Origin of the sequence: Mycolicibacterium grossiae, from assembly GCF_008329645.1 — a bacterium.
Lineage (GTDB): Bacteria > Actinomycetota > Actinomycetes > Mycobacteriales > Mycobacteriaceae > Mycobacterium > Mycobacterium grossiae.
In genome coordinates, this window is the sequence record NZ_CP043474.1 from 537,809 (window position 1) to 556,255 (window position 18,447).

Below are 18,447 nucleotides of genomic sequence, written 5' to 3' on the forward strand. Positions count from 1 at the left end.
CACCACGCAAGGAGTACGACATGCAGTACGCAGCGACGACCGGCGTCTACTGCCACCCCCTTGGACTTTGCGAAAGTCGCACCGTCGGGGACGGAACGCGAATCTGGGCGTGGGCTCACGTGTTGCCAGGCGCTCGCGTGGGCCGCGACTGCAACGTGTGCGACCACGCCTACGTGGAGTACGGCGTGACCGTCGGCGACCGCGTGACGATCAAGAATCGGGTGTTGCTCTTCGAGGGCGTGACGATCGAGGACGACGTCTTCCTGGGGCCCGGTGTGATCTTCACCAACGACCATCGCCCGCGCGCGGCGATCACGCGCACGGGCGACGCACTGCTGCCAACCGTCGTGCGGCGAGGCGCGACGCTGGGCGCGGGGACGATCGTCGTGTGCGGCAGCACGATTGGAGAGTTCGCCTTCACCGGCGCCGGAGCGGTGGTGACCAAGGACGTGCCGGCACACGCACTGGTGGTCGGCAATCCCGCCCGCGTCGTGGGGTGGGTGTGCGAGTGCGGCGAGCGCCTGCCCGACGAACTGCGGTGTGCCTGCGGGTTGGCGTACGAGACGTCGGAAGCGGGTGTGCGCCGGGCGCTTCGGCACGCTCCGGGGGACGACGGTTCCGATGGAGGAATTCGCTAGATTTGCATCACAGCGACACGTTGCATCAACGTTCGATCTTGACTTGCACAGTCGCTTGGTGGTTTGAACTGCACTTTTGATTGCGTTCGGGGATGCTTCGGCGTCGACATTGCGACGTCGCTGTCGGCCCCTTAGAATTGGCTGTGCCGAACGCCGGGGGGCTCGGCATCCAACCGAGGGAGAAGATCGTGGCGGCACCCGTGCAGACCCGAACCATCGGCCGTGGCTCGCCGACCGACGCCGCCCCGCATCAGCGCGGGGACGTCGCGCCGGATGCGTCACCGTCCAGGATGACCGTCACGGTGTGCATCCCGGTCTTCAACAGCGTCGACACCATCGGCCGCAGCATCGAGAGCGTGCTCGCCCAAACGCACGCCGACTTCGACTGCCTCGTCCTCGACGATCACTCGACCGACGGCACCGCCGAGGTCGCCGCGTCCTATGCCGACGATCCGCGCGTCACCGTCATCCGCAACGAGCGCAACCTCGGCATGGTGGGAAACCACAACCGGGCACTCGACCTCGCCCGCGGAGACCTCGTGCAGTTCGTCGGTGGCGATGACTGGCTACTGCCCACGTGCCTCGAGCGCCTGCTGCCAGTGTTCGCCTCACCGAGTGTGGGATTGGCCTTCGCACGGCGACGGGTGGTGACGACCAACGCGGGGTGGAGCGATCGCTACGCGGTGCTCGACGGCCCGCTGCAACCCCTCGAGCCGACGAATCGCGGACACGATCTGGTGCGCCGGTACCTCGACGCCGGCGGCAACGGCAATCCCATCGGCGAGCCGACGGCGGTCATGTTGCGTCGCGAGACGGTGCTGCGCGCCGGCGGCTTTCCGGCCGAGGTGCCGCAGTTGTCGGACATCGACACCTGGATGCGCGTGCTGTGCCGCAGCCAGGCGGCGTTCGTCGAGGAGGAACTGTCGGTGCGCTGGCATCACGAGGGTTCCGCGACCGACCAGTTCTCGGGCACGACCAACCTCGACAAACTGTGGCTGCTGTCGAGCCTGGTTCGCGCCGACGATCTGGACCCCGCACTGCGCCGCAGGGCGTTGAGGATGTGGTTCCGCACCGCGGCCGCCATCCCGAAGCTCGTTGCCGCGACACCGCCCGGGCGCCGCCGCACGCGCATCCGGAGTTTCGGTGCGAACCTTCGGCACCTGACGACCGGTCGTCGGGTCTCGTGACCGTCCACTCCTCGCAGGGCCTGCACGCCGATCCGGCCGGCGAGCCGTACGCCGACGTCTGGGAGCATCCCGACGCCGAAGCGACGAAGGCGAGCGCCGAGATGGCGGTGTACCGCTCGATGCTCGTCGTCGACGGCCTGAGCATGCGCGAATCGATCCTGCGCGAATTGTCCGAGTACCACGGCTACCCGCCCGACGAGTGCCTCCGGCGGTGCCTGCACTGGGAGGACTGGAGCGTCGAGGAGTGGAACTCGGCGGACCGTTCGACCTCGGCGGGCGTCGCGGACTTCTACCAGTCCGTGCAGTCCTGGGCCTTCGACCTCATGTGGTACGCCTACCTGCAGGCCACTGGCCACGGCTTCCCGGCGTCGGTGCTCGCCGCGCGCTTCGCAGCCGAGCACGCCACGGGGCCGGACCATCTCGACTTCGGTTCCGGCACGGGCACCACCGCCCAGTTGTTCACACGGCTCGGCTTCCGCAGTGCGATGGCCGACGTCTCCGAGCCGCTGCTGCGCTTCGCCGGATGGCGCCTGGCACGCCACGGTGACCACGCCGCCCAGATCGATCTGACGACGAGCGCACTGCCCACGGCGGCCTACGACTTCATCACCGCGCTCGACGCGCTGGTGCACGTGACCGACTTCGACGCGACGGCGCGCGACCTGCGCCGCGCGATCCGCACCGGCGGGCACCTGTTGGCCAACTTCGACGTTCGCGAGCCCGACGACCACGGCAGCCAGTGGCACCTGCAGACCGACGCGGTCGGCCTCGACTACCGGTTGCGGGCTGCGGGCTTCGTGCGGACGGACACGCTCGGCGGCGTGACGCACTGCTACCGCGCCGTCGACCCGACGCGGCCGGGGTTCCGCCTGGGCATGGCCGCCGACCGGCTCCTCCTGCCGGTGCGGCGTCAGCGGATGCGCGCACGGCGTCGGGTGCGCGCGCTGGCGCGCCGCCTCACGACGCGCTGAGCCGCCGCGTGACCGCCGCCATGGCGATCAGCAACCACATGAGCGTCCAGATCTGCAGGAAGCCGGCGGTGTCGAGGAAGATGCTGACCACCGCGTAGGCGGCCAGCGCGGCCGCGACACCGAGGAACAACTGCGCCCGAGGATCGGTGGCGCCCGTCCGGGATCGGTTGCGGGCCCGCGCGAACGCGCGGTAGGCCAGTACCGTCGCCGTGCCGATGAGCGCAACGTAGGCCGTCACTCCGAACACGCCCGTCTCCGACAGCGCCTTGAGGTACTGGTCGTCGAGCGTCGGCACGTCGACACCGGGAGATGGCGTCCCCGTGACCCGGGCGTACATCCCGAACGGCGTGATGTCGAAGGGCAGGGCGCTCGTCACGGCGGCGCGCTGCTCGACCGAGCTGTCCGCGGTGAAGATCGTCAGATAGGAGCCGAGGAAGGGCACGTCCAGCAGGACCGCGAGCGTGATGGTGGCGGCGAGCGCGGCGAGCGCGGCGAGCGTCCGGCGGATCGGCCAGTAGGCGGCCAACACCGCCAGGCCCACCAGCAGGCCGATCACACCCGAACGTGCCAGCGTCACGGCGATGCCCGCGACGATGACGGCCGACGCGACGGCCCAGGGCCACCACCGTCGCCCGGCGGCACGCATGCTCAGCGCGAGCGCGAGTGCCAGTGGGAACAGCATCGTGAGCACGCACGCCAACTCCAGCGGGTGCGACGCGCCGCCCTGCGCCCGCACCATCCCGCCGCGGAAGACGTCGTCGATCGTGAACGGGATACCGGCACCGTCGACCAAACCCGGAAGCCGCACGTGCACGGCAGTTCCCGAGCCGGCGACGTTCTGCTGCAGTGCGAGCAGAGCGCTCACCACACCTCCGGCGACCAGACCCTTGATGACGCGCACCAGGCCCGCGACGTCGTGGATCACCGTCACCACGAACGGCACGACGAGGATCATCAGAAGGTCGACCACGAGGAGCGCGTCGAGGCTCGGCGCATTCGTCGGCCGGGTCATCTGGGTCGCATACGCCGACAGGAGCGCCAGCGCATAGAGCGCGAGCATCGCGCCCAACGCGCCGAGACGGTACGGGGAGCGCTGTCCGAACAACCGCGTCAGCACCCACAGGCAGGCGCCCACCACCAGGACGAAGCGCGCCGGGCTCAATCCGAGCGGCACGAACGGCAGGATGTCGGTCTGCCGCAACGCAACGACCCCGAACGCCGCGACGGCGAGGATCCACGAACCGACGTCGCGACCGCGGGCACCTTCGGCAGACGACGCCGGCAGCGGACCGCCGTCGTACGCCGCGCGGGCACCGGGTGCGGTCGTGGACACGGACATGGTCAGGGCGTGCGGTGCGTCGGGCCGGCCGAGGACAGCTCCGCGTGCCGCCCGGTCCACTCCTCGGTGGCCGCGTCGCCGTCCGCGGGCTCCGCGACGCCCCGTCGGCGACGCGCCCGGCGCCGCTCGAGGACGACGTCGATGGCCAGGCACAGCAGGATTCCGGCGAGTAGCACGGCTGCGGCGAAGGCGGCCGCGGCGCGCACCTGCTGCTTGCCGAGAGCGGACACCGTCTCCTCCGGCGGAACGACCACCTGCAGCTTGGCCATGTCCGTCGGCTGCCCCACGGCCGCCTCGATCTGCATGGCGGTCAGCACCTGACCCGCCTTGACGACGAGCCGCTCGGCGCCGGCATGCGCCGTCTGCTGATCCGGCCCGGTCACGACGACCTGGATGACCGACGTGGGCTCCGGGAAGCGGAGGTTGTCGCGCAGGTTGGTCACCGTGTATCCGGTGGCGCCGGCACCGTCGACGAAGGCCGCCGTGTCCCTGCCCTGCAGCGCAACGACCAGCGTGCTTGCCAGCTGGGTCGTCCGCTCGGTCAGGTTGAGCATCGGGTTCGGCATCTTCTCGTCTTCGAGGTACCACGGCGGCACCACCAGCATCGACACCTCGCTCTGCGCTTCACCACTCGCGCTGTGGTAGCCGAAGTACCCGGCGAGAGCTGCGCAGACGACGACGAGGGCCAGGATGATGCGTCGCCGCACCAGCCGACGCCACAACGTATCGAGACTCATGGTCCTCCAGTACGACGATCGACGCGGCCTCCCCGCCGCGACCCGACGATAACACGCCAGACTGGAGCTAGCCAGTTTGCTGTAGTCGACATAGCAAGCACGTGATCCTGGTCAACGGCTGTGACCACGCACTCCGCCGGGTTGGCTGTCGGCACGTCGGAGCAGCCGCCGCCACGAGCGGCGCCGGTGCGTCAGGGTCTGGTGAGGACGGTGAAGCGCGAGCCGCGCTCGGTGCCGTGACGCGCCGCCCACGCGGCGGCCTGCGCGATGGTCTGCGGCTGGCCGAACTGCATGAGAGTGCCCGCGTCGAGCCGAATGTCGTTGTCCGCGAACACCCATCCCTCGGGATCACCGATCTCCGGGGCGAAGTACGCGTACGCGCCGTGGGCCCGTGTGATCCGATTGTCGGTCAGCAGGATGTCCGCGGGCAGGTCCCACCCGTAGGACGTGAACTGCGAGAGGTTGGCCCGGTCGGGACGGACCGTGGCACCCCATCCGCCGCCGCCGTCGTCGAACCGGTTGTGGTCGATCAGGACGCGCCGGAAACCGTTGCCCGGCGCCTCCGACCAGAACTCGATGGTGTGCGAATTCTGCCAGAAGTGGTTCTCCGTCACCCGGATGTCCGACCAGGTGCCGGAGCCCTGGCAGGTGAAGGCGGTGTCGTACACGTCGTGCACCTCGTTGCCCCACACCAGCCAGTTCGCACTCGAATCGAAGCACTCGACGGCGTTGCCGTACCGCACGCGGTCGTTGGCGTACCCGATGAGGAACGACCCGCCGATCCGGTGGATCTCGTTGTCCACCACGTGGACGTTCCGCACGGGCGGGCCCGCACCGCGGATCGCGTGGCCGCCGCAGTCCGTCAGTTCCAGTCCGCCGATCTCGGTGTTGGAGTGCGCGCTGATCAGTACGGCGTTCGGCGCGGCGCGCAGATCGGGCGCGAGCACGCTGGGATTGCCGTTCGACCGCACGAAGAGCGCCCGGCCGTCGTCGAAGAAGTCCCACGGTGACCGCAGGTCCCTCGGCGACGCCTTCTTGGCGCCGTGGATCGCGTCGCCGGTGCGCAGGAAGCCGATGTTGGCCGTCCGCGACGTCCAGCCGCCGTGCGAGGCCGGGTCCGACAGGTCCAGGCGCCACACACCGCGTGACGTCTGGCGCCACGCCGACGGGTTCCGCAGCACGTAGGCGTTGGTGAGGACGGGCCGCGGACCCTCGCCGTAGGCGCCGATGTACAGGCGGCGCGCACCGTTCGGGACCGGCGTGGTGTCGATGGTGCCGAAGTACTCCCCGCCACGCTGGAACAGCAGCTGGTCGCCTGCCACGTAGCGCTGCTTCATGGCCCGGTCGATCGAGCGCCACGGTCTGGTGAGCGTGCCGGGGCCGGCATCGTCCCCCCGCGGGGACACGAAGAAGGCCCTGCGGCCCACCGGCAGCGCCGGGGGCCGCGGGGCGGGTGCCGCGAACCCCGGCGCAGCGGGCTCGGGGCTGCGCGTCATGCCGACGACGACCAGGACGCCACCGAGCGCGATCACCGCGGCGAGCGCCATCGCGACAGCGCGCCGACGCGTGCGGGAGCGCGAGGTGAGGGAGAAGGGCATGCGTCCATCCGTCGTGCCGGGGAGAAGGGGCGGACGGGGCTGGGCCTGCCGTCGCCGACATTGTCCTCGATCAGGGTCGGCTGGTCACGTCCTGGAGGATTTCCAGCAGGCGGCCGGCGGCGCGGCGGGGGTCACAGACCTCGTCGTGGTGTTCCCTGGCGGCCTTGCCCTGCAACGCAGCCTCTTCGGGAGTGGCCAGCTGGTCGAAGACCCGCGTCAGGCCGGCGACGTCGTCGACGCCGGTGACCGCGACGCCGGGCGGCTGGTATTCGGGCAGGCCGCCCGAGTCGGAGACCACCGTCGGGACGCCGAGCTGCATCGCCAGCACCTGTACGCCGCTCTGCGATGCGCTCCGGCAGTGCGCGACGGCGCCCTTGGCGCGGGCGATCTCACCGACGATGTCCGAGTACCGGAACTCGTCGCGGACCCACCGGGCGTGCGGCGGCAGCGCCACCTCGATCTCGCCGTCGCCCAGCAGGACCAGTTCGTCACCCTGCCAGGCGGGTCCGCGTACGTGCGCCTCCCAGGCGGCGAACACGACGGCGTGATTCTTGTACGGCTTCTGCCTGCCGATGAGCAGGAAGTTCCGCCGCGAAGATGCGGGCACCACGTCGGGGACCAGGTCCGGGTCGAGGTCGCTGATCAGCGGAGCCACGTGGATCGGGCGGGCGTCGCGGTGCTGGGCCGCCAGGCTCGCGGCGACGTACCGGCTGAACACGATTGTTGCGTCCGCCTTCTCGTCCCAGCGGTCGAAGAACCAGCGGTTCCACCACGGGGCGACGTGCGTGGCGTCGTGCGGCCTGTCGTCGTGCACCATCCGGACGCGCGGCGCCAGCCGGGCCAGGAGTCGCCACCGCGGATCGCGGAGCATCTCGGTGATCACGACGTCCGGCGCGAACCGCCTCGCCTCGCGGTAGGCCGCGAACCAGGACCGCCAGCCCGCCCACGGGATGGGCCTGCCGAGCAGCACGGTCTCGTACGGTCGTGCCGCGTCGGATTCGAAGTGCAGGTCGCTCGTGACGAGCCGGACGTCGGCGCTGAGTGCGCGCAGGTTCTCGGCGTGCACGCGCGCGATGGGCCGCAGCCACGGCGACAGGTAGAGGACCCGCATCAGATGGCCTCCAGGTCTCGTGCGTCGACGTCGTGCAGCGCGCGCAGGACGCCGTCGACGCCGCCGTCGGCGTGCGCGGCTGCCGCACGGCGACCGACGCGGTAGAGGCGGGCGAAGCGCGCCTCGCGGCGCGACGTTCCGGTCACCAGCACGGCCGTGCGGTCCCCCGGCCACGTGCGCGCCCACCACCACGGCCGGCGCAGCAGGCGGACCGACGGCGGAAGATCGCGGGGCAGCGTGCCGAGCCGCTCCATCGATACGACCGTCACCGCCCGGCCACCATCCGCCAGCCGGCCCGCGAGTGCCACCACCGCGGCCGTCGACGGCGACCGTGCGTCGTCGACGGTGAGCACGACGTCCGACGGTGCGCCGTGGCCGCGACGGCGGCCGAGCAGCGCCTTGACCGCGGCGATGACATGGCAGCCCGCCAGGAACACCTCGGCCACGAGGTGTCCCCGGCGCCGCTCGAGTTGTAGCGCGAAGCTCGCCGTCACCAGGTCCCAGGACCGTTGCGATGCCGCGGTGTCACCGGCGACGGTCCCGCGCGCGGAGTGCCGGATGCCGATCTCGTCCACCAATCGCACCCGCCGGCCCGCCGCGATGGCGCGGCCCTGCCAGTCCGCCTCCTCGCCGTAGAGGAAGAACTCCTCGTCGAACGGTCCGAGGGAATCCCAGGCGTCGCGGCGGATGGCGAGGCACGCACCCGTCAGGTAGCCATCGACGTCGTCGGGCCGGTGACGGTAGAGGTTAGACAGCGGGGTGCCGCGGGTGCGCTCGGCGGCGATGGCCATCTCGCCGAGCGAATTGACCAGCGTGCGACGCCGGTGCGCAACGTCCCACGGACGGTGCGCCCGCGAGCTGTCGAGTGGCGGCTCCGACGTCATCGGCGCCGCGGCGGCGACCCGGGGATCGAGCAGCGCCGTACGGGTTCCGGTCAGCGGTCCCAGCAGCTCGGCGTCCGGGTTCAGCAGGAGCAGATCGCGTCCGGGCACCTGGGAAGCCAGCGCGTTGACCGCTGCAGCGAAGCCGATGTTGTCACCGCCGAGGTACCAGTGCACCGCGGGCATCCGGCGCGCCAGCCCCCGCACGGCGTCGTGGCCGGGACCGGAGTTGTCCCAGACGTGGACCTCGGCGTCCGGCAGGTACCGCTCGACGGACGTCAGGCAGGTCTCGAGCAGGTCGGCCGAGCGGTAGGCGACCACGAGGACCGCCCAGGGTGTCGAATCCATCAGCGGTGGCGGCCGAAGATCTCGAGATGCCGGTCGACCGCAGTGTCCCAACTGAATTCGCGGGCGACGTGGCGGGATCCCTCGGCCGCGCGTTGCGCCAACAGCTCGGGTTCGTCGAGCGTCCACCGCAGCGCGGCGGTGAGTTCATCGACGTCGCCCGTCGCGAAGTAGGTGCCGTGCTCGGCGATGCCGTAGCGGTTCTGCGGGATGTCGCTGCACACGATGGGCGCGCCGACGAAGCTGGCCTCGAGGATCACCGGCGAGAGTCCCTCGATCGCCGAGGGCTGAACGTAGGCGTGCGCATGGCGCATCAGCGCATGCACCTCGGGGCCGTAGAGGAAGCCCGCGAACACGATGCGCGGATCGGTGGTGCTCTTGATCTCCGCCTCGTAACTCGACGGATTGGGCGACCCGCCGACGAGGACCAGCTTCTTGTCGGTGGCGAGCGCTTCGAAGGCGGGGACGAGCCAGTGCAGACCCTTGTCCACGATGAAGCGGCCGACGAAGAGGAAGTACTCCCCGCGCTGCAGGCCCAGCCGCTCGAGCACGCGCTCGGCGTCCTCGTCGTACTTGACGTCGGCACCGAAGGGGACGAAGTCGTACTTCTTGCCGAACCGCGTCTCGAAGGCCTGCCGGGCATAGACGTTGTCGAAGATGACGGCGCTGTGCACGTGCGCTGTCAGCATCGACGACAGCCAGAGGTACAGCTTGGCGTACCACGGCCACTTCTCGCGCTCCCAGTCCAGGCCGTCCTGGCTGAGGAACGTCTTCTTGCCGAACATCCGGAGGATGGCGCCGAAGATGCTGTTGCCGCCGTTCTGGATGTGGACGACGTCGGCACGGTCGTGCCGGATGATGTCGTACGTCACCTGGGCCGAGTGCAGGACGGTGTCGAACCCGCTGCGCGCCGTCGTGCGGAAGGAGCGCACCTCGACGCCGTCGATCGAGGTCTCCGGGTTCTCCGCCATTCCCGGATAGAGCCGCTCGTAGGCGATGACCTCGTGACCGCGCGCGGCGAGGCGGGGCAGGAGTTCGTACGCGAACTTGTCCGCACCCGCGCTCCCCTCGCGCGGCGGGTAGCTGCGGAAGCCGAACGCAGCGATGCGCAGGGGTCTCATCAGCTCGCCTTGAGTCCCACCCGGTACGCGGGCGCGAACGACGCGGCGTAGTCGGCGTAGTAGTCGGAGACGTAGTCCTCGAGGGCGACGCGCCAGTCCCGCATCTGGTTGAGGCCCCGCAGGTTCAGCTTGTTGTTCACCAGGCGCTCGCACGGCGGCCGGGGCGCGAAGTAGTCGCGGGCGAAGAAGTCCGAACTGACCGCGCGGACCTCGACGACGTCCTCGAGTCCGAGGATCGAGACCAACTCCTGCGCCACCTCGAAGCGGCCCGTCTCGCCGCCGCACACCATGTTGTACAGACCGTAGTACTCGGTGCCGATCAGGGTCTCGAGGTTGCGGGCGAAGTCGACGGTGTAGGTGGGCGTACCGAGCTTGTCGTCGACGACGTTGAGCACCTCCGCACCAGATGCCAACTGCCGCATCAGCTTCCCGATGAACTTCTTGTCCTTGGCCGGTCCCCCGCCCATCATCCAGCCGGCACGGCAGATGAAGTGCCGGTCGACGCGGCGCTGCACGAGGATCTCGCCGAGGTGCTTGCTGCGGGCGTAGACACCGAGCGGTGCGGGGGTGTCCCAGTCATCGTAGAGCTGCTTCTCGCCGTCGAAGATGCCGGCGGTCGAAATGTAGACGAGCGGGATGCCGTGGGCGTTGGCGAGCGTCGCCGCGTGCTCGACCGCCAGGGTGTTGGTCCGGTAGGCGTCGTCGGCGTTGCGTTCGCAGTACTCGAGATCGGTGTGCGCGCCGAGATGGAACAGCATGTCCGGCGCGAAGCGCTCGACCGACTCCTTGTAGCCGGCGAAGTCGCGGAAGTCGCAGTAGTCGAGCCACGGTGCATTCAGGTCGATGTCCGTGCAGGCGACCTCGTGGCGCGCCGAGAGGACGCGATGCATCGCTTCCCCGAGCATTCCGCCGCTGCCGGCGATGTAGATCCTCATCCGTTTCCCTCCATTGTCGTGGTTCTCGTCGGCATCCCCGTCGACGACGTCGTCGTCGGGACGCCCAGCCGTTGGTAGAGCGCTGACACGCGCTCGACGTAGGTGTGCGGGTCGAAGCGCTGTCGAACCAGTTCGCGTGCAGCCCTGCCGCGTTCGGCGATGACGGCGTCCGGGGTGGCGTCGACCCGAGACAGCACGTCCGCGAGGTCGGCGACGTCGCCGGAGGCGAAGGTCCAGCCGTTGACGTCCTCGACGATGGTCTCCGGGATGCCGCCGATCCGGGCTCCGATCAGCGGCTTGCCCATGGCGAAGCCCTCCAGCGCACTCAGCGGCGCGTTCTCGTACCACTCCGACGGCAGCACCACGGCACGCGATCCGCGAACGAGGTCGTGCAGGGCGTCACCGGTGCGGAAGCCGACGAACGTGACGTCACCGCCCAATCGGGTGGCCAGGGAACGCAGCTCGTCCTCGGCGGGACCGGTTCCGGCGACGACGAGGCGCACGCCGGCCGAGGCGGCGGCGCGCAGCAGCGTCGCCACCCCCTTCTCGTCGGCCAGCCGGCCGAAGTAGAGGAAGTAGTCACCCGGTTCGTACCCGGGGGTGAACCACGACGCATCGATGAAGTTGGGGATGTGCACCAGACGTTCACGGGGCCAGCCCCATTCGACGAACTTCTCGACGTAGAAGCGGCTGGGCACGATGACCGCGGCCACGTTCCGCCGGTAGGTCTGCATGGAGCGTTGCAGCGCGCTCTCGGCCGCGACCACCACGCTAGCCGCCAGCGAGTTCTGCACGCAGCGCCGCCGGACGACGTTGATGACCGAACCGGTCTTGCAGCGTTCGCAGATGCCCTCGCGGTCGAGCATCTTGTAGTTGGGGCAGGCGATCTTCAGGTCGTGGGCCGTGAGCACGGTGGGGATCTCGTGCTCGGTGAGCACCGAGAGGATCGACGGCGAGAGGTGGTGATAGACGTTGTGCAGGTGCGCGACGTCGGGGCGCGCGTCGGACAGCAGCGACCGCAGCTTGCGCTGCGCCTCGAAGGAGTAGACCGCCTTGGCCGCCATCTTCATCCGCTGCGCCGGCGGGTAGTCGCCGCGAAATTCGAGTTCGTCGACGAAGTACCTGCTCCACGGCGTCGGCTCGTTGCGGGCGTGCCGCATCGAGAAGTAGCCGCAGCGCCAGCCTGCCCGTTCCATCAGGGCCGCGTGGTCGAGGTATACGCCGTCCGCGCCGCCACCGCGGAAGTGATAGTTGTTGACGTTCAACAACATCGGCGCCTGTCGCCGGAACGTGCCTGTGCGGGGTTCGGTGAGGAGAGTGTCGTCAACGCGCCGCATCGAGCACCTCCTCCCGTGCGGCCCCGTTCGCCGCGTCGTCGGTCCCCGCACGGGGTGTGCCGCGCCGCAGGAGCGCGCGAAGGCGTCCGGTGGGCAGGTAGCCGAACCACGGCGATGCCCCGAGGTAGACGAGACAGAAGACGACGGCCGACGCGAGGAACGGCAACACGGCGTCGGCGCGGTCGGCCGGTGCGGTGAGGACGCCGATCGGCAGGGCGATTGCCACCGCGACGAGCCCCACCGCGAACGGGCCCAGGGTCGCGCGGAAGAAGGACCTCATCGGAATGTCGACGCGAGACTGCAGGAACCAGACCCCCAGCACGTTGCCGAGCGGGATCCAGCACGCGTACGCGGTGACCAGACCGGTGAAGCCGAACGCCATGGTGAGCGGGATCGCCACCGCAACCGACGATCCCGCGTACCCGGCGCCCCACAGGCCGATCAGTCCCGGCCGGCCGATGGCGTACATGATCGCGCTGGTCACTGCCGTCGCCACGTTGACGGCGATGCCGACGGCCAACATGCCGGCCACCGCCAGCACCTCACCGTGACCGCCGTCGAGCCAGAGCGGGACCGCGGAGAACGCCGTCGCCGCGAGGAGCAGGGGCGGGAACATCACGACGGCCGCACAGGTGCGGGACAGCCGGTCGTACTGGCTGCGGATCCCCGCCATGCCGTCGGTGGCGTAGATGCGTGTCAGGTGGGTGTTGATCGCGACCGCGACCGCTCCGCCGAAGGCCTGCACACCCTGAATCAGGCGGATGCCGAGGTCGTACGCTCCGGCGGCGGCGGGTCCGAGGACGACGCCCGCGATCAACTTCCCGGACTGGAACAGGACGACGTCGGTGGCGCCGGCCAGTTGACTGTGCACGCCGAAGGCGATGACCTCCCGCGCGAGTGCCCGCCGCGGACGGCCGATCGTGAGCCCGCCTTCGTCCACCACGATGATCAGCACGACGGCGCACAGCCCGACGGCGGCGCCGATGACGGCACCGATCGCGTAGTGGTACAGCGACGGTGAGACGATGAGCGCGATGACACCGCCGAGTACCTGCGTCACGCCCAGGACGGCCAAGCCGATGTTGGGCGGCAGCTGACGTCCGCGCCCGAAGGAGGCGCCGGCCAGCACCCGGGCCAGCAGCCCGCAGGTCAGGATCGCCGTGGAGCACAGGAGCAGTGTTCGGACCAGGTTCTGATCACCCGTGCGCAGGACGTGCTCGGCGGGCCCGACGGTCAGCAGCGCGACCGCGGTGAGGACCGCACCGAGTCCCACGGCGACGGCGACGCAGATGCCGACGACGGTGCGTTCGCGTTCGGCGTCGCCCCGCGCGTGGAACAGCGCGACGAAGCGATTGGCGGCACGCGCGGCCCCGAGGTCGAGGAGCGTCGCGTACTGCGCGATCGCGCCGGTCATCGCCCACACGCCGAAGTCCCGTAGGCCCAGCTGGCTGACGACGAAGGGCGTGGCCAGCAGGTTGATTCCGTAGCTGACCGCGAGCGGCAGGACCTGCGCCCCTGCGCCGACGCGCAGTGACTGGACTTTCCGTTCGGGCTGCGCGGAGCGCTTGGCCCGGTGGGCTCCGCCCCTCGGCGGCGTCGCGTGACCACGCTCATCGGTACCGGTCACGTGCATCGGAACCTCGGGTTGCGACAAGACTGGGTATGGAATTTGCGAAAAGCGCACGACCATGCACGGTGGGCGCATTCTCGCTGCGTCGTGTGCACGATGGCCTTCCTCGGAAACGTCGGCATCTCCGAGGACCAAGCCTTGCCTCAACTGGATGCGGTGATCATTATGCGATGGTTAGCCGCCAAGGGCAAGCGCAAAGTGTTTGGTTGGCGCAATTAGCACTGTGAACTGCGGTTTCCGTATTGCGTTTTTGTTATAGGCAATGGCGTCAACATCGCTAAGAGGACGTCTGGACGGGCTGCCAAGGTCCCACATCCAGGGAATCACGCGGCACTGGGTCGACTACCTCCGCGGTGCGGTGCGCGGAGGGACCGGATTGCCCATTGAGCATGCCGTCATGTTTGCCGAGCCAACCCGTCGAGCGACGCACGACGCGTCGGGCGCCGTGCGTGCACGCATACTGCTGGGCCGCGGGGCAGGCACCGAACGCAGCGACCACGCGCGCCGGGCGGTTCGATGCGCGCTGCTAGGGAATACACGAGTGTTCCCAAGCCGGAGCAGCCGACTGTTACTTTCGGCGACGTGACCATCCCGTCGGGGGATGCCGCCAATCGATGAGCGATGTAGGAGGGCACGACACGTGAAGACCATCAACGCCAGGACGACCGTCACCAGGCTGGCCGCAGCGGCCATGGCCGCAGGAGCGATCGCGGTTGCAGGCGCCGGTATCGCCGCCGCCGAGGACGCCACGACGCAACCCATCGGCTCGCAGGGAAAGCTGGTCGACGGCAACGTCGTCCAGGGCTGGACGGTCAGTGGACTGAAGCAGAGTTCGGACACCATCCCCTACCCCGTCGCCGGGACGCTATGGGAGGTCACCGCGACCGACGAGGCCATCCAGGGCGGCGTGACGCCCATCGTGTCGAACTTCAACGCCCGGGCCGCGGACGGCGAGACCTACCGCGCGCTGTTCGGCGTCGCGACGCCGCAGGGCGTCAATCCGTCGACGCTGCAGCAGGGTCAGACGACCAGCGGCAAGATCTACTTCGACGTGACCGGCGCGCAGCCGGACAGCGTCGTCTACAACGCCGGCGGCACCGATCTGCTGGTGTGGACCCCTGCTCCGCCGCCGCGGTCGAGCGGCACCGGATCATCGTCGTCCTACCCGTCGTCGCGCGGCGGCCAGACCTCGGCAGCGCCGGCCTCGACCCCGGCGGCGTCCGCGACCGACGCCGAGGTTCCGCCGGCAGCACCGGCTGCGGTGCCCGCGGGTACGCCGTCGGCCACCGAGGGCGCACCGCTGCCCGCCAGCACCAACCGCGTGCCCGGGGCACCGCTGCCCGAAGGCAGCTCGGGCACGCCGCTGCCGGAGGGCAGCTCGGGCACGCCGCTGCCCGAGGGCAGCTCGGGCACGCCGCTGCCCGCAGGCAGCGCCGGTACGCCACTGCCCGCGGGAAGCGCGGGCACTCCGGTGGCCACGCCGGTCGCGCCGCAGCCGGCCGCCGTTCCGGCCACTGCGGCACCGGCCGCGCCGCCGGCGGGTGCCACCGGCACACCGGTGTCGGCGGGCACGCCGGTCGATCCGGCCGCACCGACGACCACGGTGATCGCGCCGCCACCGCCGCGCTGACGTGACAACGGTTCGAGGGCCGTCGACCGAGGGTCGGCGGCCCTCGTCACGTCCGGGGGTGCGGTCCGGTCAGGAGTGCGAGGACCACCAGCGGTACAACTGCTCGAGGTTGGGACCCGTCGCGTCACCGCGGACGGCGCTGACGACGCGTTCGGCGTCGTTGGTCCATGCCACGGTCGGCAGGTCGCGCTGGTATCCGCAGAAGAGCGTGCCTGCCACCACGTCGGGCGTGGCGTTGCGCCGCCACGGACCGGGCGACTGGATGTTCCCGGGACAGGTGACCACCGTCGACGCCTTCACGACGTCGTCGAACGCCCGCGTCACGGCCGCGTCGTCCGGCAGCAGCGTGTACGTGGCCAGGGGCGGTCCGCCCGGATCGGCGTTGCGTTCACAGCCGAACTTCGCGACCGCGCCCTTCGGGGTCGACACGGCCTCGCACGCCGCGTCCGAGTACCCGGGCGGGAGAAGGCCGCGCAGCGTGGCACGCGCGTCGGCCTCCGACGGCGCGGCGGTCGTCGGGGCGGGTTCGCCCGGCGGCGCGGCGCCGTCCGAGGCGCTCAGCGCCCACCAGCCGAGCCCGCCGACCACGAGGACGACGGCCGCTCCGATCGCCATGGCCCGCAACGGAAGTCGCGGGGTCGCCCGCACGGGCCGCTGCCGCGGAATCACCGGCGGTGGCGCGAAACCGCCCGACCACGGGCCCTCGTCGTGCTGCTCGACCGGGCGGAACGGCCCGGACGGATGCTCGGCGGGTGCGGCCTCGGCGGGCGGTGGCGTCGGAACGCGCAGCGGTCCGGTGTAGTTGGGATGCACGTCGTTGGGGCGTGCGCCGTCGTTGGGTTGTCCGTCGGTGGGATGCAGGCCGTCGTTGGGTTGTCCGTCGGTGGGATGCACATCGTTGTGGGGATGCACGTCGTTGTTGGGATGCACGTCGTTGCGCCCGTCCTCGGGGGTCGGCCCCGTGGTGTCGCTGGCGGTCACGTCGCTGCTCCTGACTCGTCGCAGTCCCTCACGAGCCGCGTCGGCACGTCGAGGTTGCCCCAACGAGCGTAGTGGTCAAGGGCATCCGGCGCGGCCACGTTCCCGCCGGACGTGCCGCTGCGGCACTACATCCGGCGGGCGAGGTCCTCGGCGCCGTCGCGGAGGTGGTGGGGCGGTCCCACCGGCGCCGTGCCGGTCTGCGCGCCAGAGGCGGGTCCTGCTGCGGCCGCCGGTGGCGGCGCCGCCAGCGGCGCGCGTTCGCCGTCCCGGCGTTCGTCCTCCCGGCGCTCGCGCTCCTCGCGGCCGCGGTCCTCACCCTCCGGGGCCCGGACGTCCTCCACACGGCGTTCTCCGGGCGCAGCCGCGGGGCCGCCACCGGATTGGGAGCTGCCAGGCTGGGCGCCGCCAGGCTGCGCACCACCGGCCTGTGCGGCGGGTTGAGCGGCGCCGTGCTGGGCGCCGCCCGTCTGCGCAGCGATGCCCTGTACCTGCTGCACGCCCTGCATGGCCTGCTGCATCAGTTGCCCGAAACCGCCGCCGCCTCCGCCTCCACCGCCCGCAGCACCGGCCGCCTGCTGTCCGGCCTGCTGCGCCATTTGCCCCATCTGCGAGAGCATGCCGCCGATCTGGCCCACGGACTGGCCCCCGGAGTCGTCGGCGTTCTGGTAGGCCGCCTGCGCGGCGCCGACCTTCCCGGAGAACGTCGACTCCTTCGCCTGCAGCGAGGCGACGCTCGCGGCCAGCGGTGCCGCCAGCGTCGGCAGCACGGCGGCGATGGTCATGCTCATCGCATCCGCGCCCGGCGGCAGCGTGGGAACGGGCGGCATCTCGACCGTCGCAGGGTTCCAGCTGATGCCCTCCGGCTTCTCCAACGTCATCGCGGGCCCACCTCGCCGCCCGTAGGCGCGCGGCCCGAATCACCAGTCGTCATCGTCGTCCTCCCCCAGGTCGTACTCCAGATCGGGTGGCGGCGCGAGGGACGCGGCGGTCCCGCCACCGGTCTCGCCCCGGTGCGGCATCATCCCCATGCCGCTGCCACCCATGCCCGCCGCCACCGGCGCGACGCCACCCATCGCCGCACTCGCGGCGCCACCGGCCGTCGCGGACGGCTGCGGGGAGGCGCGCACCAGCGCCGCCATCAGCGGAGTCTGCGCCCCGACACCGCCCGAGCCCGGCAGCGAGGCCGCCTTGACCAGACCGGCTCCGCTGCCCGCGCCGGAACCACCGGCGAGCGGATGGTTGGAGAATGCGGCGAAGGGCATCGTCCCCAGTCCGCCGGCGCCACCCTTGCCGCCGCCGAACATCGACGTGAGCTGCTGCAGCGGCTGGGCGAGCTGCTGCAGCGGCTGCATCAACTGCTGCGGCGCCTGGGTCACCATGCCGGCGAGCTGCTGCGGGAGCTGGGCCGCCATGGACGCCAGCTGCATCATCATCTGCATGGCCTGCTGCGATCCCTGACCGCCGCTCGCGGCCTGGCCGGCTGTCTGCGACGCCAGCGTCGGCTGCGTGCCGAGGTTGCCGGCCAGCTCGGTCGCGTTCGCGTTGACGTAGGCGGTGTTCTGCGCCAGCCCCATCTTGAGCCGGCTCTGAATCAGCTCCGCGGTGTTGCTCACCGGCATCGCCTGAATCGCCTCGCATTCGCGCTGCGTCTCCATCGCCGTCGCGTTCACCAAGGCCTTGGTCCTGGCGACGGCGACCTCCATGCTGCGCAGCTTCAGTGCTATCGCCGCCGCCTGGGCGGCATTGGCCTCGTGCCCGCCGATGATGCTGGTGGCCTCCCCCGCGGCGGCGGTCGCTCCCCCGCCGGTCCACTTCTCCGACAGCGATGCGAGCTGGCTCTGCTGCAGCGGCACCACCGAGCCGGTCAGCTTGGTGGCGAACGCCTCGTACTGGGCCGCCGCGGCAGCCAACGCGTCCTCGTCGACGTTGGGCCAGGCCGGCCCCATCACCGTCTGCGAGCCGTACGGGCTCACGTCGGGCTGCAGTCCCATGACACGTCCCCCTCG

The 18,447-nt window shown here is 70.6% G+C and carries 16 protein-coding genes; 4 read left to right on the forward strand and 12 right to left on the reverse strand.

Going from position 1 to position 18,447, the window contains the following annotated elements:
- Positions 1-137: 137 nt before the first annotated feature.
- The 3 genes from FZ046_RS02680 (at position 138) to FZ046_RS02690 (ending at position 2,796) form a co-directional block, all read left to right on the forward strand.
- A complete protein-coding gene (locus FZ046_RS02680; RefSeq protein ID WP_328514407.1) occupies positions 138-638 on the forward strand; it encodes an acyltransferase in 501 nt (166 codons plus the stop codon).
- Between the two features lie 92 nt (positions 639-730).
- Complete coding sequence (locus FZ046_RS02685; protein WP_083298339.1) at positions 731-1,825, forward strand: glycosyltransferase family 2 protein; 1,095 nt, start codon at positions 731-733, stop codon at positions 1,823-1,825.
- Complete coding sequence (locus tag FZ046_RS02690; RefSeq protein WP_070354253.1) at positions 1,822-2,796, forward strand: class I SAM-dependent methyltransferase; 975 nt, start codon at positions 1,822-1,824, stop codon at positions 2,794-2,796. The genes FZ046_RS02685 and FZ046_RS02690 overlap by 4 nt, the downstream gene beginning before the upstream one ends.
- Here FZ046_RS02690 and FZ046_RS02695 read toward each other — a convergent pair.
- The 9 genes from FZ046_RS02695 to FZ046_RS02735 all read right to left on the reverse strand — a co-directional run bounded on the left by FZ046_RS02695 (position 2,783) and on the right by FZ046_RS02735 (position 13,827).
- Positions 2,783-4,135: an O-antigen ligase family protein gene (locus tag FZ046_RS02695; RefSeq protein ID WP_125939740.1), complete on the reverse strand. Its 1,353-nt coding sequence runs from the start codon at positions 4,133-4,135 to the stop codon at positions 2,783-2,785. The genes FZ046_RS02690 and FZ046_RS02695 overlap by 14 nt on opposite strands.
- A 2-nt stretch (positions 4,136-4,137) precedes the next feature.
- A complete protein-coding gene (locus FZ046_RS02700) occupies positions 4,138-4,872 on the reverse strand; it encodes a hypothetical protein (RefSeq protein WP_070354255.1) in 735 nt (244 codons plus the stop codon).
- Positions 4,873-5,063: 191 nt separating this feature from the next.
- Positions 5,064-6,470, reverse strand: coding sequence for a right-handed parallel beta-helix repeat-containing protein (locus FZ046_RS02705; protein WP_125939741.1), 1,407 nt, complete (start codon positions 6,468-6,470; stop codon positions 5,064-5,066).
- Positions 6,471-6,540: 70 nt separating this feature from the next.
- A complete protein-coding gene (locus FZ046_RS02710) occupies positions 6,541-7,581 on the reverse strand; it encodes a glycosyltransferase family 4 protein (RefSeq protein ID WP_070354257.1) in 1,041 nt (346 codons plus the stop codon).
- Positions 7,581-8,810, reverse strand: a complete 1,230-nt coding sequence (locus FZ046_RS02715) for a glycosyltransferase family protein (RefSeq protein WP_070354258.1) — start codon at positions 8,808-8,810, stop codon at positions 7,581-7,583. Before FZ046_RS02715 ends, FZ046_RS02710 begins: the two co-directional genes overlap by 1 nt.
- Entirely contained in the window at positions 8,810-9,928 is a 1,119-nt protein-coding gene (locus FZ046_RS02720) for a glycosyltransferase family 4 protein (RefSeq protein ID WP_070354259.1), read from the reverse strand. The genes FZ046_RS02715 and FZ046_RS02720 overlap by 1 nt, the downstream gene beginning before the upstream one ends.
- Positions 9,928-10,863: an SDR family oxidoreductase gene (locus FZ046_RS02725; RefSeq protein WP_070354260.1), complete on the reverse strand. Its 936-nt coding sequence runs from the start codon at positions 10,861-10,863 to the stop codon at positions 9,928-9,930. The genes FZ046_RS02720 and FZ046_RS02725 overlap by 1 nt, the downstream gene beginning before the upstream one ends.
- A complete protein-coding gene (locus FZ046_RS02730; protein WP_083298340.1) occupies positions 10,860-12,200 on the reverse strand; it encodes a glycosyltransferase family 4 protein in 1,341 nt (446 codons plus the stop codon). Before FZ046_RS02730 ends, FZ046_RS02725 begins: the two co-directional genes overlap by 4 nt.
- Positions 12,187-13,827 (reverse strand): lipopolysaccharide biosynthesis protein, encoded by a 1,641-nt coding sequence (locus FZ046_RS02735; protein ID WP_170292385.1) that lies wholly within the window; start codon positions 13,825-13,827, stop codon positions 12,187-12,189. The genes FZ046_RS02730 and FZ046_RS02735 overlap by 14 nt, the downstream gene beginning before the upstream one ends.
- A gap of 694 nt (positions 13,828-14,521) precedes the next feature.
- On the opposite strand from FZ046_RS02735, the gene FZ046_RS02740 reads away from it, so the two are divergent.
- The gene (locus FZ046_RS02740; protein WP_246182995.1) at positions 14,522-15,460 is read left to right on the forward strand and encodes an MPT63 family protein; all 939 of its coding nucleotides are present in this window, start codon (positions 14,522-14,524) and stop codon (positions 15,458-15,460) included.
- Positions 15,461-15,529: 69 nt separating this feature from the next.
- Here FZ046_RS02740 and FZ046_RS02745 read toward each other — a convergent pair whose 3' ends face one another.
- The 3 genes from FZ046_RS02745 to FZ046_RS02755 all read right to left on the reverse strand — a co-directional run bounded on the left by FZ046_RS02745 (position 15,530) and on the right by FZ046_RS02755 (position 18,432).
- Positions 15,530-16,441, reverse strand: a complete 912-nt coding sequence (locus FZ046_RS02745; protein WP_149484181.1) for a DUF4175 domain-containing protein — start codon at positions 16,439-16,441, stop codon at positions 15,530-15,532.
- Positions 16,442-16,566: 125 nt separating this feature from the next.
- On the reverse strand, positions 16,567-17,319 hold the full coding sequence (locus tag FZ046_RS02750) for a PE domain-containing protein (RefSeq protein ID WP_070353152.1): 753 nt from the start codon (positions 17,317-17,319) through the stop codon (positions 16,567-16,569).
- Positions 17,320-17,358: 39 nt separating this feature from the next.
- Positions 17,359-18,432 (reverse strand): hypothetical protein, encoded by a 1,074-nt coding sequence (locus FZ046_RS02755; RefSeq protein ID WP_070353151.1) that lies wholly within the window; start codon positions 18,430-18,432, stop codon positions 17,359-17,361.
- Positions 18,433-18,447: the final 15 nt, after the last annotated feature.